The organism is Enterobacter soli, assembly GCF_964208575.1.
In the GTDB taxonomy this organism is placed as follows: domain Bacteria; phylum Pseudomonadota; class Gammaproteobacteria; order Enterobacterales; family Enterobacteriaceae; genus Enterobacter; species Enterobacter soli_A.
The window spans coordinates 68,895-94,910 of record NZ_CAXOFU010000008.1 but is presented as its reverse complement, the minus strand read 5'-3'; the positions used below and the strand labels follow the sequence as shown (position 1 = coordinate 94,910).

Sequence of the window (26,016 nt, the reverse complement as noted above, 5' to 3'; positions counted from 1 at the left end):
GAGAGGGGACAAGGTAAAAGAAAACGGCAACCAGGTTGCCGTTTTTAGTGTTTATTCCCTCTCCCCGTGGGAGAGGGCCAGGGTGAGGGCATCAGGCCGCACAGGCTAACCCGTCACCATCTCCTCTACCGGCGGCTTCTCCAGCAGCGTCAGCATCGTATTCGCAATCTCGCGCTCGCCCATCACCACCTGATTCGCACCGCGCTCGGTAATGTACTCCACCTCGTCGTCGTAGTGCGCGCGGGCGATAATCTCGATATTCGGGCACTTCTCGCGGGCGGAGGCCACAATCTCGCCGGCCTCGTAGCCGTTCGGGATGGTCAGCAGCAGCCAGCGGGCGCAGTCCAGATGCGCCAGATTCATAATCTCTTCGTTCGCCGCATTCCCCAGCACCGCGCGGATGCCGCGCTCGCGCAGCTCGTCGACGCGGGTACGCGAAGTCTCAATCACCACCAGCGGAATGCCCTGCGCCATCAGCTTCTCGCCGAGCAGGCTGCCCACGCGGCCAAAGCCGACCAGCAGCGCGTGGTTGCAGATATCCACCGGGATCTGCTTCTCTTCTTCAATAGCCTCTTCCAGCGTCTGCTCTTCGAGGGTTTCGGTCTTATCGAGGTATTTCTCCAGCAGCGCGAACAGCACCGGGTTCAGCATGATGGAAAGAATCGCCCCCGCCAGCACCAGATTCTGCCCGGCCTGCGGCAGCAGGTTCAGCGCCATGCCCAGCCCCGCGAGGATAAAGGCAAACTCACCAATCTGCGCCAGGCTGGCGGCGATGGTCAGGGCGGTACGCGGCGAGTGTCCGAACAGGCGCACCAGGAAGAAGGCGGCCACCGACTTACCAAAGATGATGATCGCCAGCGTGCCGAGCACCGCCAGCGGCTGGTCGATAAGGATCAGCGGGTCAAACAACATGCCGACGGAGACAAAGAACAGCACCGCGAAGGCGTCACGCAGCGGCAGGGTATCGTGCGCGGCGCGGTGGCTCAGCTCGGATTCGTTCAGCACCATCCCGGCGAAGAACGCGCCGAGGGCAAAGGAAACATCAAACAGCTCCACGGCACCGAAGGCGATACCCAGCGCCAGCGCCAGCACCGAGAGGGTGAACAGCTCGCGCGAGCCGGTTGCCGCGCTGCGGGACATGATCCACGGCACCAGACGACGCCCTACCAGCATCATAATCGCGATAAACGCCACCACTTTGCCGATGGTGATCCCCATATCCAGCGCCAGGGAGGCGAAGCCGACGTTATCTTTTTCCATCATCCCGGCAACGGCCGGCAGCAGAACCAGCGTCAGCACCATCACCAGGTCTTCAACAATCAGCCAGCCGATGGCGATTTGCCCGCGCTGGCTGTCGATCAGCTGCCTCTCTTCAAGCGCGCGCAGCAGCACCACGGTACTGGCGGTAGAGAGACACAGCCCAAATACGATACCGGTCATCAGCGACCAGCCCAGCATGGCCGAAAGCGCCATCCCCAGCAGCGTCGCCACCCCTATCTGGGCGATCGCACCGGGTATGGCGATATTCTTTACCGCCATCAAATCCTTCAGGGAGAAATGCAGACCCACGCCGAACATCAGCAAAATTACGCCTAATTCCGCCAGCTCCGGCGCCAGTTTGGTATCGGCCACAAAACCCGGCGTGAACGGCCCCGCCAGCACACCCGCTAACAAATAGCCCACAAGAGGCGAAATACGCAGCTTATTGGCAATCATGCCGAGGATAAACGCGAGCACAAGACCACCAACAATGGTGGTAATAAGGGGTGTGGCGTGATGCATTCGTTCTCCTTTCGTCGTGAGTGTTCCATTTCTGGCATAAATACCAAAAGGCCAGGTAATAGTTTATGACAATTTTTCCCGTTATGTTTATGAATAATTATTGAAATTTGAATAAAACAGCAATAAGCGTGAAAAAAAGCAGATTTTGATAAATTGCAGACAGACTACGAGAGGAAAGCCTTATGGCATCAGGGGGTAAGGCCACCAAAGTAAAACTTTGGTGGCCGTTAAATCACGCTTTGTGACGGTTGTCAGGTAAGAATATGGTCAACATCCCCAGAAGTGGGAGGAAAGCGCAGATTTTATAGACCAGGAAGATGCTGGTGTGGTCAGCAACCATGCCCAACACCGCGGCGCCAAGCCCGCCCATACCAAAAGCGAAACCGAAGAATAGCCCGGAAACCATACCGATACGCCCCGGAAGCAGCTCCTGCGCGTAGACCAGAATGGCTGAAAAGGCCGAGGCAAGGATAAAACCAATGATCACGGTTAAAATCCCGGTCCATTCAAGGCTGGCATACGGCAAAATGAGGGTGAAAGGCGCCACGCCGAGGATAGAGCCCCAAATCACATATTTACGGCCAATCTTATCCCCCACAGGCCCGCCAATGACCGTCCCCGCCGCCACGGCAAACAGGAACGCAAACAGGTGGAACTGGGCGTTTTGTACCGATAATCCGAATTTTTGCATCAGATAAAAGGTGTAATAGCTGCTGATGCTCGCCATATAGAAGTATTTCGAGAAAATCAGCACCAGCAGCACGCTCACCGCCAGGATAACCTTGTTGCGAGGCAGGGGATTGATAACCTTCACTTTAGGTTTGCCTTTGTTGACGCGATGCTGCGCGGCATACCAGCGGCTGATCTGCGCCAGCACCACGATCGCCAGCAGCGCTGCCAGAACAAACCACGCCACGTTGCCTTTACCGTAAGGGGCAATAATCACCGCCGCCAGCAGCGGGCCGAGGGAGCTGCCAAAGTTTCCGCCCACCTGGAACAGCGACTGGGCCAGCCCGTGACGCCCGCCGGACGCCATGCGCGCCACGCGGGATGACTCCGGGTGGAACACCGACGAGCCCGTTCCCACCAGCGCGGCGGCAAGCAGGACGGCTTCAAAGCTTCCCGCCATCGCCAGCAGCACCAGCCCGCTGAGGGTGAAGCACATGCCAATCGGCAGCGACCACGGCATCGGGTATTTATCCGTCCAGTAGCCCACCACCGGCTGCAGCAGCGACGACGCCAGCTGGAAGGTGAGGGTGATCATCCCGATCTGTACGAAGGTGAGTGAAAACTCGGACTGCAGTAACGGATAAATCGCCAGAATCAAAGACTGGATCATATCGTTAAGCAGGTGAGAGAGACTGATCGCGCCTAATACCTTAAAGGAAGTGCGCGATGCGGGCGGCGAGCCCGGCTGGGTTGTTTCGCTGATTGCCATAAATAGAGATACCACGTCGTTTGTTATTAGAAATGCAGGGTGTAATTATTATCCGCCTAACATACGCGCCCGCGACATTTGAAGAAAGTCGCAATTCTGAAAACTTATTTGTCTATTCTTGTTACTCGCTGTAATTTTTGCGTTTGTCTATTGGTCAGGGAGTGAAGAGATGAAGTTAATGAAGCGTGGCGTTGCGCTGGCGCTGCTTGCCGCCTGGGGGCTGACAAGCCTGCCGGCTCAGGCATATGAAAAAGATAAAACCTATAAAATCACCATTTTGCACACCAACGATCACCACGGTCATTTCTGGCGCAGTGAGTACGGTGAATACGGCCTGTCGGCGCAAAAAACGCTGGTGGACGGCATTCGCAAAGAGGTGGCTGCCGAAGGCGGCAGCGTGCTGCTGCTGTCGGGCGGGGATATCAATACCGGCGTACCGGAGTCCGATCTCCAGGACGCAGAGCCGGATTTCCGCGGCATGAACCTGATTGGCTACGATGCGATGGCCGTCGGCAACCACGAGTTTGATAACCCGCTGTCCGTTCTGCGCCAGCAGGAGAAGTGGTCTAAATTCCCGTTCCTCTCGGCCAATATTTACCAGAAAAGCACCGGCGAGCGCCTGTTCAAGCCGTATGCGCTGTTCAAGCGCCAGGATCTAAAGATCGCGGTCATCGGCTTAACCACCGACGACACGGCGAAAATCGGCAATCCGGAGTTTTTCACCGACATCGAATTCCGCAAGCCCGCTGAAGAAGCGAAGCTGGTGATTCAGGAATTGCAGATGAACGAAAAGCCGGACGTGATTATCGCCACCACCCACATGGGCCACTACGACAACGGCAATCACGGCTCGAACGCACCGGGGGACGTGGAGATGGCGCGCAGCCTGCCAGCGGGCTCTCTGGCAATGATTGTGGGCGGTCACTCACAGGATCCGGTGTGCATGGCGTCTGAGAATAAAAAGCAGGTGGATTACGTTCCGGGCACGCCGTGTGCGCCGGACCGTCAGAACGGCATCTGGATTGTGCAGGCGCACGAGTGGGGCAAATACGTTGGCCGCGCGGACTTCGAGTTCCGCAACGGCGAGATGAAAATGGTTCACTACCAGCTCATTCCGATCAACCTGAAGAAGAAGGTGACCTACCCGGACGGGAAGAGTGAGCGCGTACTTTACACCCCGGAAATTGCCGAGAACCAGCAGATGCTTTCGCTGCTGACGCCGTTCCAGAACAAGGGCAAAGCGCAGCTGGACGTGAAGATTGGCACGCTTAACGGTCGTCTGGAAGGGGATCGCAGCAAAGTCCGCTTCGTGCAGACCAACATGGGCCATCTGGTGCTGGCCGCGCAAATGGCGCGCACGGGGGCTGATTTCGGCGTGATGAGCGGCGGCGGTATCCGCGACTCCATCGAAGGCGGAAACATCACCTACAAAGACGTTCTGAAAGTACAGCCGTTTGGCAACGTGGTGGTCTATGCCGACATGAGCGGGAAAGAGGTCATCGACTACCTGACCGCCGTGGCGCAGATGAAGCCGGACTCCGGGGCCTATCCGCAGTTCGCTAACGTCAGCTTTGTGGCGAAAGACGGCAAGCTTAACGATCTCAAAATCAAAGGCGAACCGGTCGATCCGGCGAAGACCTACCGCATGGCGACGCTGAGCTTTAACGCCACCGGCGGCGACGGCTATCCGCATATCGACAACAAACCGGGCTACGTGAATACCGGCTTTATCGATGCGGAAGTGCTGAAGCAGTTTATCCAGCAGAACTCGCCAATAGATGTGAATGCTTACGAACCGAAAGGTGAGGTGAGCTGGCAGTAGCGCGGTTTTTATGCCGGGTGGCGGCTACGCCTTACCCGGCCTACATTCGAATCGTAGGCCCGGTAAGCGCAGCGCCACCGGGCAAATTCCTCACTCTCTGCGCGCAATATCCGCAAACTTCGCATCCAGCATTTTCGCCAGATCCGCTGCCGCAAGCTCAATATCCAGCCCGCGCTTGCCGCCGGAAATGTAGATGGTGTCAAACGCCTGCGACGGGGCGTCGATCAGCGTCGGCAGCCGTTTTTTCTGCCCCAGCGGGCTAATCCCGCCCACCAGATAGCCCGTTGTACGTTGCGCAACCATCGGGTCTGCCATGTCGACCTTTTTCGCGCCCAGGGCTTTAGCGACTTTCTTCAAATCCAACTGACCTGCCACGGGCGTGACCGCCACGGCGAGGTGCTTCATATCGCCGTTCACCGCAACCAGCAGCGTTTTATACACCTGGTCGGCGTTCAGCCCCAGCTTGCGCACCACTTCATCACCAAAATTGGTTTCGTGCGGATCGTGATCGTAAGTGTGGATCCGGAAAGAAATTTTGTTTTTTTCGAGTAATTTAACGGCGGGAGTCATAGCTATCCTTCTTACGACAGACAATTAATGCCAAAAGCATACGCCTGACGTTTGTCTAAAAAATAGCACCATCTTGCGCAATAGTGTTGGCAGTGATGGTCACTTTGAGCGACAATCGGCTCAACCGAAGGTCTCCTTCGGCATAATAAAAACGATGAAATTCCTCTTTGACGGGCCAATAGAAATATTGGCCATTTTTTTACGTCAACAGCGACGGCAAATTCCCTTCTCCGTACAAATGTAATGCCCCCACGGCCACCACGTAACGCCCGGCAGGCAGCGCCTGAAGCGCCCGTTGCCATGCCCTGTTGCGCTCGTTCATCAGCACATCATACAGCGACTGGCTGAAGGTGGCGGGCAGTTCCGGTTTGTCTTCCGCGGGCGGCGATTCCAGCCACCAGCCGACCATCACCTGCAGCAAACGCGCGTTGGTATGCCAGTGCGTGAGGGTGTCATCCAGCAGCAGCAGGCCGTCATCCGGGAGCTGGCGGAGTAATTCCACCTGACTCTCGGCGCCTTCCAGCTCGATAATCGGCAGGCTTTGCGCCCGGGCGACGTTAAGCAGCTGATAGTCAATGCCGTACTCGCCGCGCAGACCCAGACGCTGCGCCTGGGTGGCCTGGAGCACCATCGCGATTTGCCACAGCGGCTGGGTTTCCATCATCGACAGGGATAACCCCAGCTCATCCGCCACGCGCGTCAGTTCGCCAAGCTGGGCTTCGCTCAGCCGCGCGTTCAGCGGCGGGGGAATGTCCAGATCCGCAAACGGCGATTCCGTACCGGAGATATCCGCCTCGACCACCAGCGCGTCGGCGTTGCGCACCATTTTGAGCAGCGCCGGCGGGAGTGGCGACATCCCGGAGGTGCCCATGTGGATACTGCCAACCAGGTGCAAATGCTGGCCGCCCGGCAGTGAAATATCCATGCCGGGCCAGGGGTAACGACGGGGAAACAGGGCGCGAAACGATGTTTTTATACGATTAAACAGACCCATACGCGCTCCATGAACGGAAAAGTTCATGCTAGCGCGTAGGAGGAGAAGGTTCAATCTTTCGGTTTATAGCGCAGCAGACGGTTGGCGTTGCTCACCACGGTGATAGACGACAGCGCCATTGCGGCCCCTGCCACCACCGGATTCAACAGCGTGCCCGTCAGCGGCCAGAGGATCCCGGCGGCAATCGGAATACCCAACGCGTTGTAGATAAACGCCCCGAGCAGGTTTTGCTTCATGTTGCGCAACGTGGCTTTGGAGATAGCCAGCGCGTCGGCAACGCCCATCAGGCTGTGGCGCATCAGGGTGATGGCCGCGGTTTCAATCGCCACGTCGCTCCCGCCGCCCATCGCAATCCCGACCTCGGCCTGGGCCAGCGCAGGGGCATCGTTGATGCCGTCACCGACCATCGCCACCTGGCGACCCTGGCTTTGCAGCGTTTTGATGGCGTCGGCTTTACCGTCCGGCAGCACCCCGGCGATGACCTCATCGATACCCGCTTCTTTGGCAATCGCGTTAGCCGTCACGGGGTTATCCCCGGTCAGCATCACCAGGCGATAGCCCGCCCGATGCAGACGCTTGAGGGCGTCAACGCTGTCCTGACGCAGCGGGTCGCGGATGGCGAACAGCGCAGCGGCTTTGCCGTCGACCGCCAGCAGCACCGGCGTGGCGCCCTGAGCGGCCTGCGCTTTAAGGGACTCGTCCAGCGCGGCGGTATCAATGCCGTTTTCGTTCAGCAGCGCCTGGTTGCCGAGCAGCAGGGCGTGCCCTTCGGCTTCGCCGCTCACGCCCAGCCCGCGCAGGGTGCGGAAGTGGTTGACCTGCGCAAGTGACGAACCCGAGGCTTTATCCAGAATGGCGCGCGCCAGCGGATGGCTGGAGCCCTGTTCCAGCGCGGCGGCCAGGCGCAGCGCGTCGGTCTCGGTAATGCCGGAGGTGAACACCGCCACCACCTGCGGTTTGCCTTCCGTCAGCGTGCCGGTTTTATCAAACACCAGCGTATCGAGGGTGCTGGCGCGCTGCAAAGCGTCCGCGTCACGCACCAGAACGCCAAACTCTGCGGCGCGGCCGACGCCGGAGATAATCGACATCGGCGTTGCCAGACCGAGGGCGCAGGGGCAGGCGATGATCAGCACGGTGGTGGCGATCACCAGGGTGTAAACAATCTGCGGCGCCGGGCCAAAGACGTACCAGATCGCGGCGCTCAGCAGGGCGATACAGACCACCACCGGGACGAAAATCGCGGAAATTTTATCGGCAAGCTGGCCGATCTCCGGCTTGCTGCTTTGCGCCTGGCGAACCATGCGGATAATGCGCGACAGCGTGGTATGGCTGCCGACGGCGCTGGCGCGAAACAGCACGCTGCCGTCCTGCACCACCGTCCCGGCGTGTACCGCGTCGCCCTGGGATTTCTGCTGCGGAACCGGCTCGCCGGTCAGCATGGCTTCATCCAGCCAGGCGTCGCCCTGGGTGATTTCCCCGTCAACGGGGACGCGGTCGCCGGTGGTCAGGCGCAGCGTCATACCCGGCTGCACTTCAGCCAGCGGCAGGCTCTTTTCGCCTTCGTCGGTCACCACGCGCGCGGTTGGCGGGGTTAAGTCGAGCAATCTTTCCAGCGCTTTTGAGGAGCGCTGGCGGGCGCGGGCTTCAAGCATCTGGCCTAGGTTGATCAGACCGATAATCATCGCGCTGGCTTCGTAATAAAGATGCCGCGCTTCCATCGGGAACCACTGGGGCCAGACGTTCACGCTCATGGAGTAGAGCCACGCCGCGCCCGTGCCGAGGGCGACCAGGGTGTCCATGGTTGCGGTGCGGTTTTTCAGGCTTTTCCAGGCGCTGGAATAGAAATGACCGCCCGCAAAGATCATAACCGCAAGGGTAATTACCCCGATGACCAGCCACAGGCTGCGGTTGTCGTCGGTGACCATCATGTTGTCGCCGATCATCCCCCAGACCATCACCGGGATCCCCACCAGCAGCGCGACAATCGCCTGCCAGCGGAAGCGTTTCATGGTGGCAACGGCGGTTTCCTGCTGGCGCTCACGGCGTTTGGCATCATCTTCGATGGCCTCTGCGCCGTAGCCCGCTTTCTCAACCGCCTGCACTAAATCAGCGGCGGAGGCACTGCCCATCACCAGCGCAGTACGCTCCGCGAGATTGACCCGTGCCTGCGCGACGCCCGGTACGGCCTGTAAGGCATTTTGCACCCGGGAAACGCAGCTGGCGCAGCTCATGCCGTTGATCAGCAGCTGTTGGCTGTCATCAATATCATCAGCTACCGGAAGCTCAGGAGTGGCCGCTGTCAGTGCTTCCGACGGGAGTGATGACTCTGCCAGCGGTTTAGCCTTTGGGTGGCTTAGCTCCGCGCCGTAACCGGCCTGTTTGATGGTGTCGATCAGCGCATCGGCGCTGGCGCTGCCGGTTACGGCTGCATGATCGATAGTTACGTCCGCGCTCTCAACGTCAGGGCGCTGTTCCAGACTTTCCTTAACGCGTTTGACGCAGTGGCCGCAGGAGAGGCCGTCCAGCGTCAGATCGATGGTGTGAGACATAATAAAACTCCCGTATAATTATCTGGTCAGTTATTGACCTTCACTACGCTTTTCGCTAACTGTTATGAAGGTTAAACCTTCCATCAAGGGGAAGGTCAAGGGGGAAATGTGAATATCAGTGACGTTGCGAAAAAAACCGGGTTGACCAGCAAAGCGATTCGCTTTTACGAAGAGAAAGGGCTGGTGACGCCGCCGCTGCGCAGCGAAAACGGCTACCGCAGCTACACGCAGCTGCACCTCGATGAGCTGACGCTACTGCGTCAGGCAAGGCAGGTGGGCTTTAATCTTGAAGAGTGCGGCGAGCTGGTGCAGCTGTTTAACGATCCGAAGCGCCACAGCGCGGACGTTAAAAGCAGAACCCTGGAAAAAGTGGCTGAGATCGAACGCCATATCGCCGAGCTGCAAACTATGCGTGAACAGCTGCTGGCGCTGGCGGAATCATGCCCGGGCGATGACAGCGCCGACTGTCCGATTATCGATAATCTTTCCGGCTGCTGCCATCGTAAGGTGAGTGCTTAAAGAGCCTTCACCCGCAGGGTGATCCCTTCCACCGCAATGACCTCCACCCGCGTACCCGCGCTGAGGTCAGTGTCTGCCACCACCGGCCACGAGCTGTCGCCCACGCGCATGTGGCCGCGTCCGTTTACCAGCGCGGTGTCCAGCGTGAACTGCTTGCCGACGATCTGCTGCCCGCGCTGGTTAAGATGCGCATCGGCGGGTTTTTGCTCTTTCACCCGGCGGTTCAGCCAGCGCCACCACAGCCAGGCGGCGACGAGCGTAAGAACGGCAAACATCGCCCCCTGCCACGCCCAGTCGAGAGGCAGGATCCAGACCAGCAGGCCGGTGATCACCGCCGCGACGCCGCTCCAGAGCAGGTAGCCGTTGCCGCCAAGCATCTCGGCGGCCAGCAGTAGCCCGCCCAGGCTCAGCCAGAAGGCATGAGGATGTGCGACGATAAGCTCAATCATTTTCTGCGCTCGTTTCCGCTGTCTTTGATCAGTTCAGCGATGCCGGCGATGGAGCCCATCAGGCTGCTGGCATCCAGCGGCATCATCACCACTTTGCTGTTGTTCGCAGAGCCAATCTCTTTCAGCGCATCGGTGTATTTTTGCGCCACGAAGTAGTTCACGGCCTGAATATCCCCGGCGGCAATCGCTTCGGACACCATCTGGGTGGCGCGGGCTTCCGCTTCTGCCGAACGCTCGCGCGCTTCTGCCTGCAAGAAGGCGGACTGACGATCCCCCTCCGCTTTAAGAATTTGCGACTGCTTTTCCCCTTCGGCTTTGAGGATCTCAGCCTGACGCACCCCTTCGGCCTCAAGAATATAGGCGCGCTTGGTACGTTCGGCCTTCATCTGGGCGTTCATGGAGGCGATAAGCTCCGCCGGTGGGCGCACGTCGCGGATCTCAATACGGGTGACCTTGATCCCCCACGGATTGGTGGCCTCATCGACGATGTGCAGCAGGCGGGTGTTAATGCTGTCGCGCTGGGAGAGCATCTCGTCAAGCTCCATCGAACCCAGCACGGTACGGATGTTGGTCATCGTCAGGTTAACAATCGCCAGCTCAAGGTTGCTCACCTCGTACGCCGCTTTCGGCGCGTCGATCACCTGGATAAAACAGACGGCATCGATGGTGACGTTGGCGTTGTCTTTAGAAATCACTTCCTGAGAGGGGATATCCAGCACCTGTTCCATCATGTTGATCTTGCGGCCAATGCGATCCATAAACGGGACGATAAGGCTCAGGCCGGGCTGCAGCGTGTTGGTGTATCGACCAAAGCGTTCGACGGTCCACTGATAGCCCTGCGGGACGATTTTGACACCCGCGCCCACGATAACCAGCGCGACGAAAATAAGGACAGGAATAACGATGAGCATAAAACCTCCTGTTTTGAATGCTGTGATAAGAAAACGAAGTCGTTGTTATGGGTAAGTATATCGGCTATTGGTCAGAAATTCGCCCCTGTAAAGAGGTGGGAATCGGACCCGGAGGAATAAAACGCCCCGCGGGTGAGCGGGGCGCGAGGGGTTACTCTTCGGAATAGGTGTAGCTGAAATCGGTAATGAAGCCGTCACCCGCCTCGGCAATGGCTTTCGACAGCCCCTGATAGTAATTTTCCAGCCCAATGGCTTCGACCTGCTGAATGTGCTCGCGAATAGGGGCGCAGAACAGCACCGCGTTCCCCGCCTCCACGCGCTTGTTGTTAGGCGGGAGATCGCCTGCGATGGCTTTAAACCAGGTTCGGATCCCCTGCTTCAGGTTGTGCGGGGCTTTCGACAGGTTATCGATGCCGGTCAGCACCTGTAAGGTCGGAAACTCGTCGGCCAGCACCGCCGTTTTCATCCGTTCAAAGAACTGGCTGAACAGCTCAAACGACCCGAGATCGGTCACGCGCGGCTTAGTGGTTTTGCCGTTCTTGTTGCCAATCTTCCCGGCCGGAGAGACGGGCGCTGGCGCGGCGTTCACTTTATGCAGATCCAGCCCGAACAGCAGGTTGCAGTGTGCGCGACGCTCCTTGAGCGGGTAGGACATCAGCACTTCAATGAACTGCGTTGCTTTTACGTCGGCCAGATCGTGGTTGATCATCCACTGGGTGCGGGCGAATTCGGCAGGAGAGACAAACCAGTCCGGCACTTCGTTAGAGCGCTTTGATTTGCCTTTGCTGTCAAACTCAATGAAATGGGCGCCATCGTCGAAGGCGAACCGGCAGTTTTTAAAGCTGATGATGGTGGTATTAACAATCAGCGCCTTTTTGACGAAATCAACAACCTCGGGGCCGATGACAAAACTGGTGAGCTCTGAAGAATTGATGACTTCCATTAATGTTTCTACATCAGGAACACCAGGCTTCAGAGAAGAGAACTCATAAAAGATATGTGTCATGCTGCATACTTCCTATAGTTATAAGCGAGCCAATTTTTCGCGAAAAAGTGTAACACCACTCATAGCCTGAGGCTATTGGCCAGGCGTGCGGGAACCGCGCGGGGATCACAAATGGAAGATATACGTTACTTTTTAATGTCAACATGTCAAATATGGTTGACATATTGAAGACTCATTTTTTGTAAGCTTCTGCGGTTTTTGTCTCTGACAGGGCGAATACATTACCGACACTTAACTAAGACTGGCATCAGAGACAAAAAAAGCCGCCCGATCGGCGGCCTGAGGGGATATTCACAGCGAAGATTAATAAGAGAATGTTATCAGGTCATTTTTCATGATGGCCTGAAGGATAAAAATGTCTGTGAACTTAAAAATCACCCGAAATTCCGGCCCCTGCCATCCAGCCGCTGTCAAATGACGTTGACGCCTGCATGTTAACTGCCACATGGCTGGTGATCCCTTTCTGAAGCCCGCCGGCCAGCGCCGCGCCATCGCCGTTCGCCGTTCCGGTGGACAGTGCCCAGGCGTTATCAGAGTGATAGTGAAGGCTGGACATGGCCGCGGCATTGTTCAGGCCGCGCTTGAGATCGTTGCGGGTATCGTCAATCTCCTTCTGGTTGCGGTCGATGCGCTGGCTGTTATTGGCAATCTGCTGACTGTTGTGATCGATCCGCTGGCTATTATCCGTCACCTGACGGCTATTCTGTTGAGTCACGTAGAAGCTGTTGACCTGGTTAACCGTGGTGACGTTATAGGTCGCACCGCTTTTCTGGCTGGTGGAAGCGGTGGTGGTCGGCTTTTGCGCGCCGTTATCCACTTTGGTGACGGAAAATGTGCTTGCCGTCGTTTTTGGCGTGTTATCGATAATCGTCACGCCCGGCGCGTAAGGTTTCTGTGGATTGATCACGGTTCCCTTCGGCAGGCCCGCAACCAGCGTGCTCTTCGATTGTTTGGTCACGATTTGCGTTGTCGGGCCAGAGTAAACCGTTGAAAGCGGCTGCGGTGTTTTCTGCACCGGGAGCTGAGGCACTTTTGGCGGCACGGCCTGCGACAGCATCGGCGGGACATTCATTGGCTGCGGTGTTTTCTGCACCGGGAGCTGAGGCACTTTTGGCGGCACGGCCTGCGACAGCATCGGCGGCACATTCATCGGCTGCGGTGTTTTCTGAGCAGGCAGCTGCGGTCCCTTTGGCGGCACTGCCTGTGAAAGCAGAGCTGGCGCTTTCGGTGGCACGGCCTGCGACAGCACTGGCGGCACATTCATTGGCTGCGGTGTCTTCTGAGCAAGCAGCTGCGGTGTCTTTGGCGGCACGGCCTGTGAAAGCAGAGCTGGCGCTTTCGGTGGCACGGCCTGCGACAGCATCGGCGGCACATTCATTGGCTGTGGTGTCTTCTGCGCAGGCAGCTGCGGTGTCTTTGGCGGCACGGCCTGTGAAAGCAGAGCTGGCGCTTTCGGTGGCACGGCCTGCGACAGCACTGGCGGCACATTCATTGGCTGCGGTGTTTTCTGCGCAAGCAGCTGCGGCACTTTAGGCGGCACGGCCTGTGAAAGCAGAGCTGGCGCTTTCGGTGGCACGGCCTGCGACAGCATCGGCGGGACATTCATTGGCTGCGGTGTTTTCTGCACCGGGAGCTGAGGCGCTTTTGGCGGCACGGCCTGTGACAGCATCGGCGGGACGTTCATCGGCTGCGGGATCTTGCCGGGCGTCGCCACTGGCTGTTTTGGCGGTACGGCGACTAACGCTGGCGTGGGAGTCGGGGTTGGGGTGGCGACCGGGGCAATTGAACCATCGCGAAACGCCCGCAGCGCGGCATCAACCTGAACCCGGCCGATTCTGGCATCCTGACGCGCCCTGGCGACCTGCGCCAGGGCGGCATCGTGCGCCAGCGCTGCCCGCTGGGTTTCAACAGAGCTATCGCCATATTTGAATGCGGTATTGCTCAGTGCAAGACTGGTCGCACGCTCATTGTAGAGGGCGCTGCTATACACTTTATCCGCGAGGTGGGAAAATTGTTTCGCTCCGGCGAGATTCGCGGCGGCTTGTTCAGGGCTCATTGCAAAAGCCGCAGGCACACTACACAGACTCAAAGCAGTGACCAGCAATTTAACGGTGGTATTCATGTTTATTTCCTGACGGTAATAGAGTGAGTTATGTCTTTATTGCAGGCTTTGTTTTGGTGTTATTAAGACTAATTAATGTCTTTTGTGTGTCTGATTCTAGAGTGTGTGAAAGTGTGTATTTTTGATTTAAATCATTAAACAGTATTTCATAAGTCAATAGTTAATCATTTTTCAATCTTTAAATAGTCTGCTGTTTCAGATGAAAATCGTCGATTTTGTGATCGAAATGAAGCGGCGAGGCGGGTTGTCAGAAGTAAAATCGAATAACAAATGTATACATTAAGTCATTGTTAAGTCTTTGCGGGTAGTTACTGGAAACAATATGAACGACAAAAACGTTATTTTGCATATCAAGGATGTGGGGTATCGTGCGGGCGAAAATACCATTCTCCAGCACGTTGATTTTTGCCTCTCGCCCGGCGAATTCAAGCTGATCACCGGCCCGTCAGGCTGCGGTAAAAGTACGTTGCTGAAAATCGTGGCCTCGTTGCTCAGCCCGACAGAGGGCGCCATTCTGTTTGAGGGCAAGGACATTGCGACGCTCTCTCCCGAAGGCTACCGCCAGCAGGTTTCCTACTGCGTACAAACCCCTTCGCTGTTCGGTGAAACGGTCTACGACAACCTGATTTTCCCGTGGAAGATCCGCAACAAAACGCCGGAGCCGGAAAGATTCATCACCGATCTGACCCGTTTTGGCCTGTCGCAGGACACGCTGACCAAATCCATTACCGAGCTTTCGGGCGGTGAAAAGCAGCGCGTATCGCTGATTCGCAACCTGCAGTTCTTGCCTAAGGTGCTGCTGCTGGATGAAGTCACCAGCGCGCTCGACGAAAGCAATAAACGCAACGTGAACGAGATCATTCATCGCTACGTGCGCGAGCAGAACGTTGCCGTGCTGTGGGTGACGCACGATTCAACTGAAATCAGCCATGCGGACGATGTCATCCGGCTACAGGCGCAGGGCGGGAAAATGCAGGAGGCAAACCGTGGGCGGGCATAACATCACTAACGAATCCCTGGCCTTTTCTATGGTGCTGGTGCTGATTGCGATTCTGGTTAGCTATCGCGAGAAGCTGGGGCTGGAGAAAGATATCGTCTGGAGCATCTGCCGGGCGGTCGTACAGCTCGTTATTGTCGGCTACGTGCTGAAGTACATCTTCAACGTCAACCACGCCATGCTGACGCTGCTGATGGTGCTGTTCATCTGCTTCAACGCCGCGTGGAACGCGCAAAAGCGCAGCAAGTATATCGATAAGGCGTTTGTGTCGTCGTTTATCGCCATTACCACCGGCACGGCGCTCACCCTGGCAGTGCTGGTGCTGTCGGGCTCGATAGAGTTTGCGCCAATGCAGGTGATCCCGATTTCGGGGATGATTGCGGGGAACGCGATGGTCGCCGTGGGGCTGTGCTACAACAACCTCGGGCAGCGTTTTAGCAGCGAACAGCAGAAGATTCAGGAGAAGCTCAGCCTGGGCGCCACGCCGAAGGTCGCCTCCGCGCGGCTGATTCGCGAGAGCATCCGCTCGTCGCTGATCCCCACGGTGGATTCCGCGAAGACGGTCGGCCTGGTGAGCCTGCCGGGGATGATGTCGGGGCTGATTTTTGCCGGGATCGACCCGGTAAAGGCGATTAAATATCAGATTATGGTGACCTTTATGCTGCTCTCTACGGCGAGCCTGTCGACCATCATTGCCTGCTATTTAACCTATCGGAAGTTCTACAACGCGCGCCACCAGCTGGTGGTGACGCAGTTGAAAAAGCGGGACTAACTCTTGCAGGCCCGGCGGGCTGGCGCTCACCGGGCTTTTTATCAGTAGAGCAGGGCGTAAAGCTGACGACGATACTTCGACGCCAGCGCGTCACCGGTGCCCAGCGCGGCGAGAATTTCCTGGAACATCTTGCGCGCCTGGCCGTCTGCGGCGGTCAGGTCCTTTTGCAGATGGCGGAACAACAGCTCCAGCGCCTCTTCGTTACGCCCCACCTGATGCAGCTGAAGCGCAAGCTGGCTGGCGAGCGCGGCGTCGTCCGGGTTATCGGCAACCTGCTGCTGAAGCTGCTGGATCTCCGGCGTGTCTGCGGCCTGTTTCAGCAGCTCAATCTGCGCCACCAGACCCTGATAGCGGGTGTCCTGATCCTGCATCGGCACGGTTTTCAGCACCGCTTCTGCATCCTCCGGGCGGTGCAGGGCAATCTGGGTTTCCGCCAGCAGCAGGCCAATCTGGCTATCCTGATTCGACAGCTGCCACGCGTCTTTCAGCAGCGGCAGCGCCTCGTCGTATTTCCCTTCCTGCATCAGCGCGACCGCTTCCTGCGCTTTCAGCTCTTCTTCGCGCGGCAGCACTTTTTCCAGCAGGGCGCGGATCGCCTCTTCCGGCTGCGGCCCCTGGAAGCCATCGACAGGCTGACCGTTCTGGAACAGATAGACCGTAGGAATGGACCGCAGGCCAAACTGAGAAGCCACCATCGGCTCGGCGTCGCAGTCCAGCTTCGCCAGAATGAACTGACCGTTGTACTGCGCGGCAAGGCTTTCCAGCACCGGGGTCAGCTGCAGGCAGTGTTGGCTGCGCTCGGACCAAAAGTAGAACAGCACCGGTTTGGTCATCGACTGTTCGAGCGTCTGATGCAGGTTAGCTTCTGTAATGTTTACGATATTCTGTGCGGACATACGTCATTCTCTGTTAATCAGTTTGTTCTTACATGGGGGGCAAGGCGCGAGGCTTCAACTCAACCCTGTAAAATTTTGTCCATCATCCGGCCTGGCAACAGGCGTTTTAGCCAGCCGACCGCGTGGGTGACCAGCGTCACCGGATAGCGCATTTTCGGGCGATCGCTTTCAAAAGCATGGCGCACTTTGGCGACAACCGCTTCCGGGCCGAGGGTAAAACGTGCGGCAATGCCGGGGTTTTCCACCGGTTTGTCTGACTGCGTCTGGTTGACGTTATCGGTGAAGCGGGTGCGGATAGGGCCGGGCTCAATCAGGCTGACCCTAATGCCGCTGTGGCGCAGCTCCATGCGCAGGGCGTCTGACCAGGCCTCCAGCGCGTATTTGCTGGCGGCGTAGGCGCCGCGTCCCGGCGTGGAGATCAGCCCCATCACCGAGGACGTCATGACGATCCGCCCCTCGCCGTGGGGGATCATCGCGGGCAGCAGGCGCAGGGTGAGCTGGTGAACGCCAAAAAAGTTAGACGAAAACTGCTGCTCCAGCTGTTCGCGGGAGATGGTTTGCAGCGGGCCGTACACGCCGTAGCCCGCGTTGTTGAAAAGCCCGTACAGACGGTTGTCGGTCAGCGCGATGACCTCATCCGCCGCCCGTTCAACGCTTTCGGGGGAGTCCAGATCCAGCTGCACGCCGGTAAACCCCATTCCGTTCATGCGCTCAACGTCTTCGGGTTTGCGGCAGGCTGCCAGCACCCAAAAACCCTGGCGCTTCAGTTCGAGGGCGCTCTCAAGGCCGATTCCGCTGGAACATCCTGTTATTAAGACCGATTTTTGCATAACTTTACCTGTCAGGATCTCAGCTGTTTGACGAGTCGTGTTTAACTAAAGGAGCCAGCCGCGTTGCCATCCAGTCGGCAATAAACGGCTGGGCATCGCGATTGGGGTGAATACCGTCGTCCTGCATCCACTGCGGTTTGAGATAGACCTCTTCCATGAAAAATGGCAGCAGCGGAATATCAAACTCTTTGGCAAGCTTAGGGTAAATCGCGCTAAAGGCCTCATTATACCGACGACCGTAGTTGGCCGGCAGGCGAATTTGCATCAGCAGCGGTTTCGCATTCGCGGCCTTGATGTCCTGCAAAATGGTGCGCAGCGTTTGCTCCGTTTGCTGAGGCTGGAAGCCGCGTAATCCGTCGTTGCCGCCGAGCTCCACCAGCACCCAGCGAGGCTGATGCTGTTTAAGCAGGGCAGGCAGGCGCGACAGCCCCTGCTGCGAGGTATCGCCGCTAATGCTGCCGTTAATTACCGTGGTCTGGGTCTGCCATTTATCGTTGAGCAGCGCAGGCCACGCGGCGCTTGCCGCCATGCGATAGCCTGCGCTCAGGCTGTCGCCCAGAACCAGTAACGTATCCGCAGCTGCCACGCGGAAGGTCATCAGCATCAAAAACAGGAAGGGCAAATGCCAGCGGAAAACATTGTTGAAGTTCATCGTCTTAAGAAGTCCGTCGGTCAGGGTGAACACCAGCTGTCCATCCTCACCGGAGTTGAACTTGTTGTCAAACGTGGTGAAAGTATCGCCCTGATAGGCGAATCGGGTTCCGGTAAGTCCACGCTGCTGGCGATTCTGGCCGGGCTGGACGACGGCAGCAGCGGCGAGGTAAATCTTGTCGGCCAGCCGCTGCACGCGCTGGATGAAGAGGCGCGCGCCGCGCTGCGTGCGAGACATATCGGCTTTGTCTTCCAGTCCTTCATGCTCATTCCCACCCTCAACGCGCTGGAAAACGTCGAGCTGCCCGGCCTGCTGCGCGGGGAAAATACCCGTGAAAGCCGCAATCACGCCAAAGCACTGCTGGAACAGCTGGGGCTGGGCAAGCGTCTTGACCATCTTCCGGCGCAGCTCTCCGGCGGGGAGCAGCAGCGCGTGGCGCTGGCGCGCGCCTTCAACGGTCGCCCGGAGGTGCTCTTCGCCGATGAACCGACCGGAAACCTCGACCGCCACACCGGGGACAAAATTGCCGACCTGCTTTTCTCGCTCAACCGCGAGCACGGCACCACGCTTATCCTCGTTACCCACGATCCGCAGCTCGCCGCCCGCTGCGATCGCCGCCTGCGCCTGGTGAACGGTGAACTCCAGGAGGAAGCATGATTGCCGGCTGGTTCTGGCGCGAATGGCGCTCGCCGTCGCTGCTGATTGTGTGGCTGGCCCTGAGCCTGGCGGTGGCCTGCGTGCTGGCACTCGGCAGTATCAGCGACCGCATGGAAAAGGGCTTAAGCCAGCAAAGCCGTGAATTTATGGCCGGCGACCGGGCGCTGCAAAGCTCCCGCGCCGTTCCGCCCGCCTGGATTGCCGAAGCCCGTAAGCGGGGGCTGAAGGTCGGCGAGCAGATAACCTTTCAGACCATGACCTTCGCCGCCGACACGCCGCAGCTGGCGAGCGTGAAGGCCGTGGATGATATCTACCCGATGTACGGCGAGCTGCAAACCAGCCCGCCGGGGCTAAAACCCCAGCCCGGCACGGTGCTGCTGGCCCCAAGGCTGATGGCGCTGCTGAACCTGAAAACCGGCGACAGCATCGACGTGGGGGATGCGACGCTTAACATTGCCGGGGAAGTGGTGCAGGAGCCGGACTCCGGCTTTAATCCGTTCCAGCTTGCGCCGCGGCTGCTGATGAACACCGCGGACGTGGCGAAAACCAACGCCGTGCAGCCGGGCAGTCGCGTCACCTGGCGCTATAAGTTTGGCGGCACGCCCGCGCAGCTTGAGGCGTATGAAAAATGGCTGTTGCCGCAGCTTAAGCCGGAGCACCGCTGGTACGGGCTGGAGCAGGATGAAGGCGCGCTGGGGAAATCCCTCGAGCGTTCTCAGCAGTTCCTGCTGCTTTCAGCGCTGCTCACCCTGCTGCTGGCGGTCGCTGCGGTGGCCGTCGCGATGGGGCACTACTGCCGCAGCCGCTACGATCTGGTGGCGATCCTCAAAACCCTCGGCGCAGGGCGCAAGCAGCTGCGCAGGCTGATTGTCGGCCAGTGGCTGATGGTGCTGGCCCTGGCGGCGGTCACCGGCGGTGCGATGGGGCTGCTGTTTGAAAAGGTGCTGATGCTGCTCCTCAGGCCGGTGCTGCCCGCCGCGCTGCCGCCCGCGAGCCTCTGGCCGTGGCTGTGGGCAGTTGGCGCGATGGTGGTGATTTCTCTGCTGGTCGGGCTGCGTCCGTATCGCCTGCTGTTGGCCACGCAGCCCCTGCGCGTGCTGCGCCGGGACGCGGTGGCGAACGTCTGGCCGCTGAAGTTTTACCTGCCTGCTATCGTCGCGGTGACCGTCGGCCTGCTGGCCTGGCTGATGGGCGGCAGTACGCTGCTCTGGGCGGTGCTGGCGGGAGCGGTGGTGCTGGCGCTGCTGTGCGGCGTGCTCGGCTGGGTGCTGCTTAACGTGCTGAAAAAGCTGACGGTCAAATCGCTCCCGGTGCGCCTGGCGGTCAACCGCCTGCTGCGCCAGCCGTGGTCGACCCTAAGCCAGCTTTCGGCGTTTTCGCTCTCCTTTATGCTGCTGGCGCTCCTGCTGGTGCTGCGCGGCGATCTGCTGGACAGGTGGCAGCAGCAGCTTCCGCCGGAAAGCCCGAACTATTTCCTGATCAACATCGCGCCGGAGCAGGTCACGCCGCTGAAAGGCTTCCTCTCTGAGCACCATATTGTGCCGGAATCGTTCTACCCGATCGTTCGCGCGCGCCTGACGCAAATCAACGGGCAGTCGACGGAAGGCAATAAGGACGAGTCGCTCAACCGCGAGCTGAACCTGACCTGGCAGGACAAACGCCCGGATCACAATCCGATTGTCGCCGGCGCCTGGCCACCCAAAGCCGGAGAGGTCTCGATAGAGGAGGGGCTGGCAAAGCGCCTGAACATCAGGCTCGGCGATACGGTCACCTTCACGGGCGACACCCAGGACTTCAGCGCCAAGGTGACCAGCACGCGTAAGGTTGACTGGGAAAGCCTGCGGCCAAACTTCTTCTTCATCTTCCCGGCAGGGGCGCTGGACGGGCAGCCGCAGAGCTGGCTCACCAGTTTCCGCTGGGAAAACGGCAACGGCATGTTGACCCAGCTCAACCGCGAATTCCCGACCGTGAGCCTGCTGGACATCGGCGCGATCCTCAAGCAGGTGGGGCAGGTGCTGGAGCAGGTGAGCCGCGCGCTGGAGGTCATGGTGGTGCTGGTGACGATCTGCGGCGTGCTGCTGCTGCTGGCGCAGGTGCAGGTTGGAATGCGCCAGCGCCATCAGGAGCTGGTGGTGTACCGAACCCTGGGAGCGGGCAAAAAGCTGCTGCGAACAACCCTGTGGTGCGAGTTCGCCCTGCTCGGGCTGGTGGCGGGGCTGGTGGCGGCCATCGGTGCGGAAACGGCGCTGGCGGTGCTGCAAACGAAGGTCTTCGACTTCCCGTGGGAGCCGGACTGGCGCCTGTGGCTCACGCTGCCCGTTTGCGGAGCGCTGCTGCTCTCGCTGTGCGGCGGCTGGCTCGGCACGCGCCTGCTAAAAGGCAAAGCGCTGTTCCGCCAGTTTGTCAGTTAATTTAGTCACTTGATGATTACGCACCGGTTTATATGCTGGTGCGTAATCTTTTAGAAGCACAAAACGATAATACCCACTCTTTTAGTAGCACAAATCATTAAAAACCCGCCCACACAGCCAGATTATTTCCAGTTAATATTCTCCTGCTAAATATTTAGCAGCGTGTCTATCAAGGAAAAAGAATGACTATAAAAAAAACAGCGCTGGCGGCAACGATCGGCGCAGCAGTGGCATTAACGTCTTTCGCTACTCAGGCGGAAATCACTGTTCTGAAACAAGATCCGCAGGCGGGCGATCCGCTGAGCCGTCTTAACTTCACCGTTGGCGGCAGTATCCGTCCGCAGTTCAACATGATGACGGGCGACGGCGACAAAGGCTCCTACAAACGTAACGGCTTCGACGGCGGCACCCGTTTCCGCTTCGCAGCAGATTACTATCTGTTTGATGACATCAGCTGGGTGAGCTACTACGAGCTGGGTGTGAACATTCCTGCGCTGTTCAACTGGGACAACCACTACGCGGAAGGCGCTAACGACACCTCTCGCCGTATGCTGTACACCGGTCTGAAGAGCGACACCTGGGGTACGCTGACCTTCGGTCAACAGAACAGTGTGTACTACGATGTGGTTGGCGTGAAAACCGATATCTGGGACTACGACATGATTGGTCAGGCGCCGGGTAACGGGATCAACGGCGACTACGACGGTTCTTATCGTTCACGCAAAATGCTGAAATATAAGAAAACCGTGGGCGATGCGGATATCTATGCATCCTACCTGTTCGAAGACAGCGAATACCTGCCGGGCAACGGCCTGCGCTACAAACGTAAAGGCGGCGGCTCGCTGGGTGTGGATTACCACCTGACCGACGATCTGACCTGGGGTACGGCGTGGAACTATACCCGTGCGGAAATGCGTAACCCGGAAAACAGCGACAGCAAAACCTACGACCAGAACATCCTGGGTACGGCGCTGAGCTGGACGCCTGATAACTGGACCTTCTCCGCGGGCGGCGGCTGGTATCAGAACTTCATGACCACCAAAAAAGTGTCCACCAACAACTACTTTGCCGGTGACGCATGGGGTATTGAGTACTTCGCGGGCTACAAATTCCCAATCGACCAGTATGCGGTTAAATCTATCCAGCCTTACTTCATGGGCGATCGCATCGAATACGTGAATGGTCGTAACTACCAGCGTATCGACAACGGCGTGGGTATCAGCTTCCAGCTGGACTACGGCTTCCGTGTTGACTACGAACACGTCTTCACCTCCAGCACCGACGACCTGGGCGATATGAACCTGGTGCGTCTGCGCTACGACTTCTAAGTCTCACCCTAACTCTCTCCCTGAAAGGGAGAGGGAACAGTAGGGTTGCGGCCTGATGCCCTCACCCTGACCCTCTCCCACGGGGAGAGGGAACAAACATTAAAAACGGCAACCAGGTTGCCGTTTTGCTTTTACCTCGACACCCGGCTTTTTTTTCAGCGATTAAGCCACTCGGCAATCTCTTCAAACGTCCCGCGATAGACAATCTTCTCCGCCTTTTTCTCCAGCTGATAGCCGTACATCGGGTCGTAATAGTCGTTGAGCAGCGGCGCAAGCCAGCTCAGGTGCGCCTCGGTGCTGCCGGAACGCTGCTGTTCGCTCAGCGCTGAATCCAGCAGCGTCGTGAACTCAGCGTAGCGCTGCAGCCCCAGACGGCGGCGAATGGCGAACAGGCCGTGGAGGAGATACTCGCCGTACTCCTTCCAGCCTGCCTCTTCGCCATACGCGGAGGCAAAATCCGCCCACATGTGGTCGAAATACTCTTCGCGCAGGCGCGCAAGGCGGATCTCAAACGGGTCTTCCACCACCACGATAGGGGATTCAACCATGCGGTCGCGCAGGCACTCCGGCAGGTGGTTGGAGCCAATCATCCGGCCTTCGTCTTCCAGCACCCAGCGGGAGGCGTCCTTTTTTAACAGCTCTACCGCCAGGTGATTCTCGAAGCTGGCCTGAGAAAGCTGCGGCGTGAGCGTGCGGCCAAACGACGAGCCGCGGTGGTGCGCCAGCCCTTCGAGATCCACTCCCTGGGCGTGCTGCTTCACCAGCAGCGTTTTGCCGCTGCCCGTGCAGCCGCCGATCAGCACCATCGGTTTTTGTACCTGCTCCGCCGTGGCCTGGATCGCGGTCTGGCGCAGCATCTTATAGCCGCCTTTGATAAGCGGATAATCAATGCCGGACGCTTTCAGCCAGGCCTGGGTGATATGCGAGCGCTGGCCGCCGCGGGCGCAGCAGAGATAGCCATCGGGGTGTTGCAGGCAGGCATCGCGCCAGGCGCTGAGGCGTTCGTCACGGATTTTGCCCGTCACCAGGCTATGCCCGAGCGCCAGCGCCGCCTCGGGCCCCTGACGCTTGTAGCAGGTGCCCACGGCGGCGCGTTCGTCGTCGTTCATGAGCGGCAGGTTGCGTGCGGCGGGCATCGCGCCCTGTGCGAATTCGATCGGCGCGCGAACGTCGATTAATGGGGTATCAGACGCGAGGATCGCGCGATAGTCCGTTCCATCGTTCATGGGTATTCCAGAAGAAAGCTAAGCAGCAATGGGCGGGAATTGTACGCCGGGGAAAGAGGAGGTCAACTCCCCGGCGGAGGGAGAACTAGTTAAGCTTAGACTGCGCCCAGACGATCCCGCTCGCGTACTCCGGCGGCAGCAGCGGAACGATGGCCTCAAGCGTGGCGCTCAGGCGATCGGTATCCGAATCGTTCAGGTTCAGGTGGCCCACTTTACGACCGGGGCGAACCTCTTTGTCGTACCAGTGCAGATGCACCAGCGGCAGCTTCAGCCAGTCGTAGTTCAGATCGGTGCCGATCAGGTTGATCATCACCGACGGGCTGTTGACCACCGGCTGCGGCAGCGGCAGATCGGTAATCGCGCGCAGGTGCAGCTCAAACTGGCTGATGGACGCGCCGTTTTGCGTCCAGTGGCCGCTGTTGTGCACGCGCGGCGCCAGCTCGTTGATCAGCAGTCCGGCAGGGGTGACAAAGCACTCCATCGCCATCACGCCCACGTAGCCCAGCTCGTGCATGATGGCGGACAGCATCTCTTCGGCCTGGGCCTGCTGAGCGGCATTCGCCTGCGGGAAGGCCACGCTGGTGCGCAGAATTCCGTCCTGATGCAGGTTGTGGGTCAGGGGATAAAACACGGTGCTGCCGTCGTGCGCGCGGGCGCCAACCAGCGACACTTCGCCGCTAAAGTTGATGCCCTGCTCAACGATGCACTCGTCGTAGCAGTCGTCCGGCAGCTCTGCGGTGTCGTTTGCGCGCAGACGCCACTGGCCGCGACCGTCGTAACCGCCGACGCGGCGCTTCACAATCGCCAGCTCGCCGAGCATGGCAAACACGTCGTTCCATTCGCTTTTATCAGACAGCAGTTGCCACGGCGCGGTCGCCAGACCCAGCTTGTCGAACAGCTGTTTTTGGGTCAGGCGGTCGGCAATGATCGGGAAGACGTCGCGGTTAACGAAGGCGTTGTGACGCGCCAGCTCGCGGGTCAGGGCGGTTTCCGGCCAGCGTTCGATTTCAGCGGTGATCACGCTTTGCTGGAACGGCACGGCTTCCGGCTCTGCGTCCAGACCCACCGGCCAGACGGCAATGCCCAGCGGCTCACCGGCCTGACGCAGCATCCGGCCCAGCTGACCGTTGCCGAGAACGCAAACCTGCTTCATGCCTCACCCCGCGGGTCCGGGTTATCCAGCACCTCGTCGGTCTGGGCTTTACGCCAGGCCGCCAGGCGCTGATGAAGGTCTTTATCGTGGGTCGCCAGAATCTGGGCGGCGAGCAGTGCGGCGTTCGCGGCACCCGCTTTGCCAATCGCCAGGGTTCCAACAGGAATGCCGCGCGGCATCTGAACGATAGAGTAGAGGCTATCGACGCCGCTCAGCGCGGCGCTTTGCACCGGCACGCCCAGTACCGGCACCAGCGTTTTAGCGGCAATCATGCCCGGCAGATGTGCTGCGCCGCCCGCACCGGCGATAATCACCTCGTAGCCGTTCTCTTCTGCGCCTTCGGCGAAGCTAAACAGTTTGTCGGGGGTGCGGTGTGCGGAAACCACTTCTACGTGGTGCGGAACATTCAGGATTTCGAAGATTTCGGCGGCGAACTGCATGGTAGCCCAGTCGCTTTTGGACCCCATCACGATGGCGACACGCGCCGGGTTATTGCGGGAAGACATGCGTCTTAAAACTCCTGTGGTGCGAAACACACTGCTTTCGAGGGCACAGAGAATAGCATGTAATACCGGCAAGGAAAACGGTTGCGCGGTTAAAACTTAAGCGGTTGCAGGCGGCAACCGATAACAAAACAGGCCGCGCGTGGCGGCCTGTTTAAAGAAGCATTCGGGACGTTTACAGCAGATTACCTGCGGTCAGATTCTCTTTATCGAAGGCGTGGCTGACATCAATATGATTTTGCACGCTGGTATCGATATTTGAACCCGCTTCCGGGGTGGAGAAGCGATTCTCCGCCGCCGTTGCGCCAGTTGACAGGACAGCGGTCAAAAGCAGGGCGCTCACGATGCTGATATTTTTCATTCTCTTTTCCTTCTTCATCGTATTGTCGCTGTCGCTTGTCGAGTTGCTGGCGGCACGGCAATCAGGGC

General features: G+C 58.7%; 23 protein-coding genes. 7 read left to right on the top strand and 16 right to left on the bottom strand.

Annotated elements, in window-relative coordinates; all coding sequences use genetic code 11:
• Window positions 1-105: 105 nt before the first annotated feature.
• Window positions 106-1,782 carry a YbaL family putative K(+) efflux transporter gene (ybaL, locus tag AB6V08_RS10525; RefSeq protein WP_368542610.1) on the bottom strand — a complete coding sequence of 559 codons (1,677 nt, stop codon included), beginning with the start codon at window positions 1,780-1,782 and terminating at the stop codon, window positions 106-108.
• 232 nt (window positions 1,783-2,014) lie between these two features.
• Window positions 2,015-3,220 (bottom strand): MFS transporter, encoded by a 1,206-nt coding sequence (locus AB6V08_RS10520; RefSeq protein ID WP_368542609.1) that lies wholly within the window; start codon window positions 3,218-3,220, stop codon window positions 2,015-2,017.
• A gap of 169 nt (window positions 3,221-3,389) precedes the next feature.
• Between AB6V08_RS10520 and ushA the strand changes: the two genes are divergently transcribed.
• Window positions 3,390-5,042 carry a bifunctional UDP-sugar hydrolase/5'-nucleotidase UshA gene (gene ushA, locus AB6V08_RS10515; protein WP_368542608.1) on the top strand — a complete coding sequence of 551 codons (1,653 nt, stop codon included), beginning with the start codon at window positions 3,390-3,392 and terminating at the stop codon, window positions 5,040-5,042.
• Window positions 5,043-5,132: 90 nt separating this feature from the next.
• Here the strand turns inward: ushA and ybaK are convergent, their stop codons facing one another.
• The 3 genes from ybaK to copA all read right to left on the bottom strand — a co-directional run bounded on the left by ybaK (window position 5,133) and on the right by copA (window position 9,155).
• Window positions 5,133-5,612, bottom strand: a complete 480-nt coding sequence (gene ybaK / locus AB6V08_RS10510) for a Cys-tRNA(Pro)/Cys-tRNA(Cys) deacylase YbaK (protein WP_368542607.1) — start codon at window positions 5,610-5,612, stop codon at window positions 5,133-5,135.
• A gap of 199 nt (window positions 5,613-5,811) precedes the next feature.
• Window positions 5,812-6,606, bottom strand: a complete 795-nt coding sequence (locus tag AB6V08_RS10505) for a TraB/GumN family protein (protein ID WP_368542606.1) — start codon at window positions 6,604-6,606, stop codon at window positions 5,812-5,814.
• A gap of 50 nt (window positions 6,607-6,656) precedes the next feature.
• A complete protein-coding gene (gene copA / locus AB6V08_RS10500; RefSeq protein ID WP_368542605.1) occupies window positions 6,657-9,155 on the bottom strand; it encodes a copper-exporting P-type ATPase CopA in 2,499 nt (832 codons plus the stop codon).
• Between the two features lie 108 nt (window positions 9,156-9,263).
• On the opposite strand from copA, the gene cueR reads away from it, so the two are divergent.
• A complete protein-coding gene (gene cueR, locus AB6V08_RS10495) occupies window positions 9,264-9,674 on the top strand; it encodes a Cu(I)-responsive transcriptional regulator (RefSeq protein ID WP_368542604.1) in 411 nt (136 codons plus the stop codon).
• On the opposite strand, the gene AB6V08_RS10490 is transcribed toward cueR, so the two are convergent.
• The 4 genes from AB6V08_RS10490 to AB6V08_RS10475 form a co-directional block, all read right to left on the bottom strand.
• On the bottom strand, window positions 9,671-10,123 hold the full coding sequence (locus AB6V08_RS10490) for an NfeD family protein (RefSeq protein WP_368542603.1): 453 nt from the start codon (window positions 10,121-10,123) through the stop codon (window positions 9,671-9,673). The genes cueR and AB6V08_RS10490 overlap by 4 nt on opposite strands.
• On the bottom strand, window positions 10,120-11,034 hold the full coding sequence (locus AB6V08_RS10485; RefSeq protein ID WP_368542602.1) for an SPFH domain-containing protein: 915 nt from the start codon (window positions 11,032-11,034) through the stop codon (window positions 10,120-10,122). The genes AB6V08_RS10490 and AB6V08_RS10485 overlap by 4 nt, the downstream gene beginning before the upstream one ends.
• 151 nt (window positions 11,035-11,185) lie before the next feature.
• Window positions 11,186-12,040: a hypothetical protein gene (locus AB6V08_RS10480; protein ID WP_368542601.1), complete on the bottom strand. Its 855-nt coding sequence runs from the start codon at window positions 12,038-12,040 to the stop codon at window positions 11,186-11,188.
• A 367-nt stretch (window positions 12,041-12,407) separates the two neighbouring features.
• Window positions 12,408-14,096, bottom strand: coding sequence for a hypothetical protein (locus tag AB6V08_RS10475; protein WP_368542600.1), 1,689 nt, complete (start codon window positions 14,094-14,096; stop codon window positions 12,408-12,410).
• A 388-nt stretch (window positions 14,097-14,484) separates the two neighbouring features.
• Between AB6V08_RS10475 and fetA the strand changes: the two genes are divergently transcribed.
• The gene (fetA, locus tag AB6V08_RS10470) at window positions 14,485-15,162 is read left to right on the top strand and encodes an iron efflux ABC transporter ATP-binding subunit FetA (protein WP_368542599.1); all 678 of its coding nucleotides are present in this window, start codon (window positions 14,485-14,487) and stop codon (window positions 15,160-15,162) included.
• Window positions 15,149-15,931 carry an iron efflux ABC transporter permease subunit FetB gene (gene fetB / locus AB6V08_RS10465; protein WP_368542598.1) on the top strand — a complete coding sequence of 261 codons (783 nt, stop codon included), beginning with the start codon at window positions 15,149-15,151 and terminating at the stop codon, window positions 15,929-15,931. The genes fetA and fetB overlap by 14 nt, the downstream gene beginning before the upstream one ends.
• 41 nt (window positions 15,932-15,972) lie before the next feature.
• Here fetB and AB6V08_RS10460 read toward each other — a convergent pair whose 3' ends face one another.
• From AB6V08_RS10460 to tesA, 3 genes are read right to left on the bottom strand one after another with little or no spacing between them, the layout of a single operon-like run.
• Window positions 15,973-16,827 carry a co-chaperone YbbN gene (locus AB6V08_RS10460; RefSeq protein WP_368542597.1) on the bottom strand — a complete coding sequence of 285 codons (855 nt, stop codon included), beginning with the start codon at window positions 16,825-16,827 and terminating at the stop codon, window positions 15,973-15,975.
• Window positions 16,828-16,886: 59 nt separating this feature from the next.
• The gene (locus AB6V08_RS10455) at window positions 16,887-17,657 is read right to left on the bottom strand and encodes an SDR family oxidoreductase (protein ID WP_368542596.1); all 771 of its coding nucleotides are present in this window, start codon (window positions 17,655-17,657) and stop codon (window positions 16,887-16,889) included.
• 19 nt (window positions 17,658-17,676) lie between these two features.
• Window positions 17,677-18,309, bottom strand: a complete 633-nt coding sequence (gene tesA, locus AB6V08_RS10450) for a multifunctional acyl-CoA thioesterase I/protease I/lysophospholipase L1 (RefSeq protein ID WP_368542595.1) — start codon at window positions 18,307-18,309, stop codon at window positions 17,677-17,679.
• Between tesA and ybbA the strand changes: the two genes are divergently transcribed.
• The 3 genes from ybbA to AB6V08_RS10435 all read left to right on the top strand — a co-directional run bounded on the left by ybbA (window position 18,280) and on the right by AB6V08_RS10435 (window position 22,705).
• Window positions 18,280-18,966: a putative ABC transporter ATP-binding protein YbbA gene (gene ybbA / locus AB6V08_RS10445; protein WP_368542594.1), complete on the top strand. Its 687-nt coding sequence runs from the start codon at window positions 18,280-18,282 to the stop codon at window positions 18,964-18,966. The genes tesA and ybbA overlap by 30 nt on opposite strands.
• Window positions 18,963-21,377 carry a putative ABC transporter permease subunit YbbP gene (gene ybbP / locus AB6V08_RS10440; RefSeq protein WP_368542593.1) on the top strand — a complete coding sequence of 805 codons (2,415 nt, stop codon included), beginning with the start codon at window positions 18,963-18,965 and terminating at the stop codon, window positions 21,375-21,377. The genes ybbA and ybbP overlap by 4 nt, the downstream gene beginning before the upstream one ends.
• A gap of 182 nt (window positions 21,378-21,559) precedes the next feature.
• Window positions 21,560-22,705, top strand: coding sequence for a porin (locus AB6V08_RS10435; protein WP_368542592.1), 1,146 nt, complete (start codon window positions 21,560-21,562; stop codon window positions 22,703-22,705).
• A 155-nt stretch (window positions 22,706-22,860) separates the two neighbouring features.
• Here AB6V08_RS10435 and mnmH read toward each other — a convergent pair whose 3' ends face one another.
• The 4 genes from mnmH to AB6V08_RS10415 all read right to left on the bottom strand — a co-directional run bounded on the left by mnmH (window position 22,861) and on the right by AB6V08_RS10415 (window position 25,948).
• Complete coding sequence (gene mnmH / locus AB6V08_RS10430; protein ID WP_368542591.1) at window positions 22,861-23,931, bottom strand: tRNA 2-selenouridine(34) synthase MnmH; 1,071 nt, start codon at window positions 23,929-23,931, stop codon at window positions 22,861-22,863.
• An 85-nt stretch (window positions 23,932-24,016) separates the two neighbouring features.
• On the bottom strand, window positions 24,017-25,084 hold the full coding sequence (gene purK, locus AB6V08_RS10425) for a 5-(carboxyamino)imidazole ribonucleotide synthase (protein ID WP_368542590.1): 1,068 nt from the start codon (window positions 25,082-25,084) through the stop codon (window positions 24,017-24,019).
• On the bottom strand, window positions 25,081-25,590 hold the full coding sequence (gene purE, locus AB6V08_RS10420; RefSeq protein ID WP_368542589.1) for a 5-(carboxyamino)imidazole ribonucleotide mutase: 510 nt from the start codon (window positions 25,588-25,590) through the stop codon (window positions 25,081-25,083). The genes purK and purE overlap by 4 nt, the downstream gene beginning before the upstream one ends.
• A gap of 172 nt (window positions 25,591-25,762) precedes the next feature.
• Window positions 25,763-25,948, bottom strand: a complete 186-nt coding sequence (locus AB6V08_RS10415) for a hypothetical protein (RefSeq protein WP_368542588.1) — start codon at window positions 25,946-25,948, stop codon at window positions 25,763-25,765.
• Between the last annotated feature and the right edge of the window lie 68 nt (window positions 25,949-26,016).

What these genes read in the sequence shown, in the direction of transcription:
- ybaL (WP_368542610.1), bottom strand. Translation starts at nt 1,782, where the DNA reads ATGCATCACGCCACACCCCTTATTACCACCATTGTTGGTGGTCTTGTG.
- AB6V08_RS10520 (WP_368542609.1), bottom strand. Translation starts at nt 3,220, where the DNA reads ATGGCAATCAGCGAAACAACCCAGCCGGGCTCGCCGCCCGCATCGCGC.
- ushA (WP_368542608.1), top strand. Translation starts at nt 3,390, where the DNA reads ATGAAGTTAATGAAGCGTGGCGTTGCGCTGGCGCTGCTTGCCGCCTGG.
- ybaK (WP_368542607.1), bottom strand. Translation starts at nt 5,612, where the DNA reads ATGACTCCCGCCGTTAAATTACTCGAAAAAAACAAAATTTCTTTCCGG.
- AB6V08_RS10505 (WP_368542606.1), bottom strand. Translation starts at nt 6,606, where the DNA reads ATGGGTCTGTTTAATCGTATAAAAACATCGTTTCGCGCCCTGTTTCCC.
- copA (WP_368542605.1), bottom strand. Translation starts at nt 9,155, where the DNA reads ATGTCTCACACCATCGATCTGACGCTGGACGGCCTCTCCTGCGGCCAC.
- AB6V08_RS10490 (WP_368542603.1), bottom strand. Translation starts at nt 10,123, where the DNA reads ATGATTGAGCTTATCGTCGCACATCCTCATGCCTTCTGGCTGAGCCTG.
- AB6V08_RS10485 (WP_368542602.1), bottom strand. Translation starts at nt 11,034, where the DNA reads ATGCTCATCGTTATTCCTGTCCTTATTTTCGTCGCGCTGGTTATCGTG.
- AB6V08_RS10480 (WP_368542601.1), bottom strand. Translation starts at nt 12,040, where the DNA reads ATGACACATATCTTTTATGAGTTCTCTTCTCTGAAGCCTGGTGTTCCT.
- AB6V08_RS10475 (WP_368542600.1), bottom strand. Translation starts at nt 14,096, where the DNA reads ATGAGCCCTGAACAAGCCGCCGCGAATCTCGCCGGAGCGAAACAATTT.
- fetA (WP_368542599.1), top strand. Translation starts at nt 14,485, where the DNA reads ATGAACGACAAAAACGTTATTTTGCATATCAAGGATGTGGGGTATCGT.
- AB6V08_RS10460 (WP_368542597.1), bottom strand. Translation starts at nt 16,827, where the DNA reads ATGTCCGCACAGAATATCGTAAACATTACAGAAGCTAACCTGCATCAG.
- AB6V08_RS10455 (WP_368542596.1), bottom strand. Translation starts at nt 17,657, where the DNA reads ATGCAAAAATCGGTCTTAATAACAGGATGTTCCAGCGGAATCGGCCTT.
- ybbA (WP_368542594.1), top strand. Translation starts at nt 18,280, where the DNA reads ATGCCAGCGGAAAACATTGTTGAAGTTCATCGTCTTAAGAAGTCCGTC.
- tesA (WP_368542595.1), bottom strand. Translation starts at nt 18,309, where the DNA reads ATGAACTTCAACAATGTTTTCCGCTGGCATTTGCCCTTCCTGTTTTTG.
- ybbP (WP_368542593.1), top strand. Translation starts at nt 18,963, where the DNA reads ATGATTGCCGGCTGGTTCTGGCGCGAATGGCGCTCGCCGTCGCTGCTG.
- AB6V08_RS10435 (WP_368542592.1), top strand. Translation starts at nt 21,560, where the DNA reads ATGACTATAAAAAAAACAGCGCTGGCGGCAACGATCGGCGCAGCAGTG.
- mnmH (WP_368542591.1), bottom strand. Translation starts at nt 23,931, where the DNA reads ATGAACGATGGAACGGACTATCGCGCGATCCTCGCGTCTGATACCCCA.
- purK (WP_368542590.1), bottom strand. Translation starts at nt 25,084, where the DNA reads ATGAAGCAGGTTTGCGTTCTCGGCAACGGTCAGCTGGGCCGGATGCTG.
- purE (WP_368542589.1), bottom strand. Translation starts at nt 25,590, where the DNA reads ATGTCTTCCCGCAATAACCCGGCGCGTGTCGCCATCGTGATGGGGTCC.
- AB6V08_RS10415 (WP_368542588.1), bottom strand. Translation starts at nt 25,948, where the DNA reads ATGAAAAATATCAGCATCGTGAGCGCCCTGCTTTTGACCGCTGTCCTG.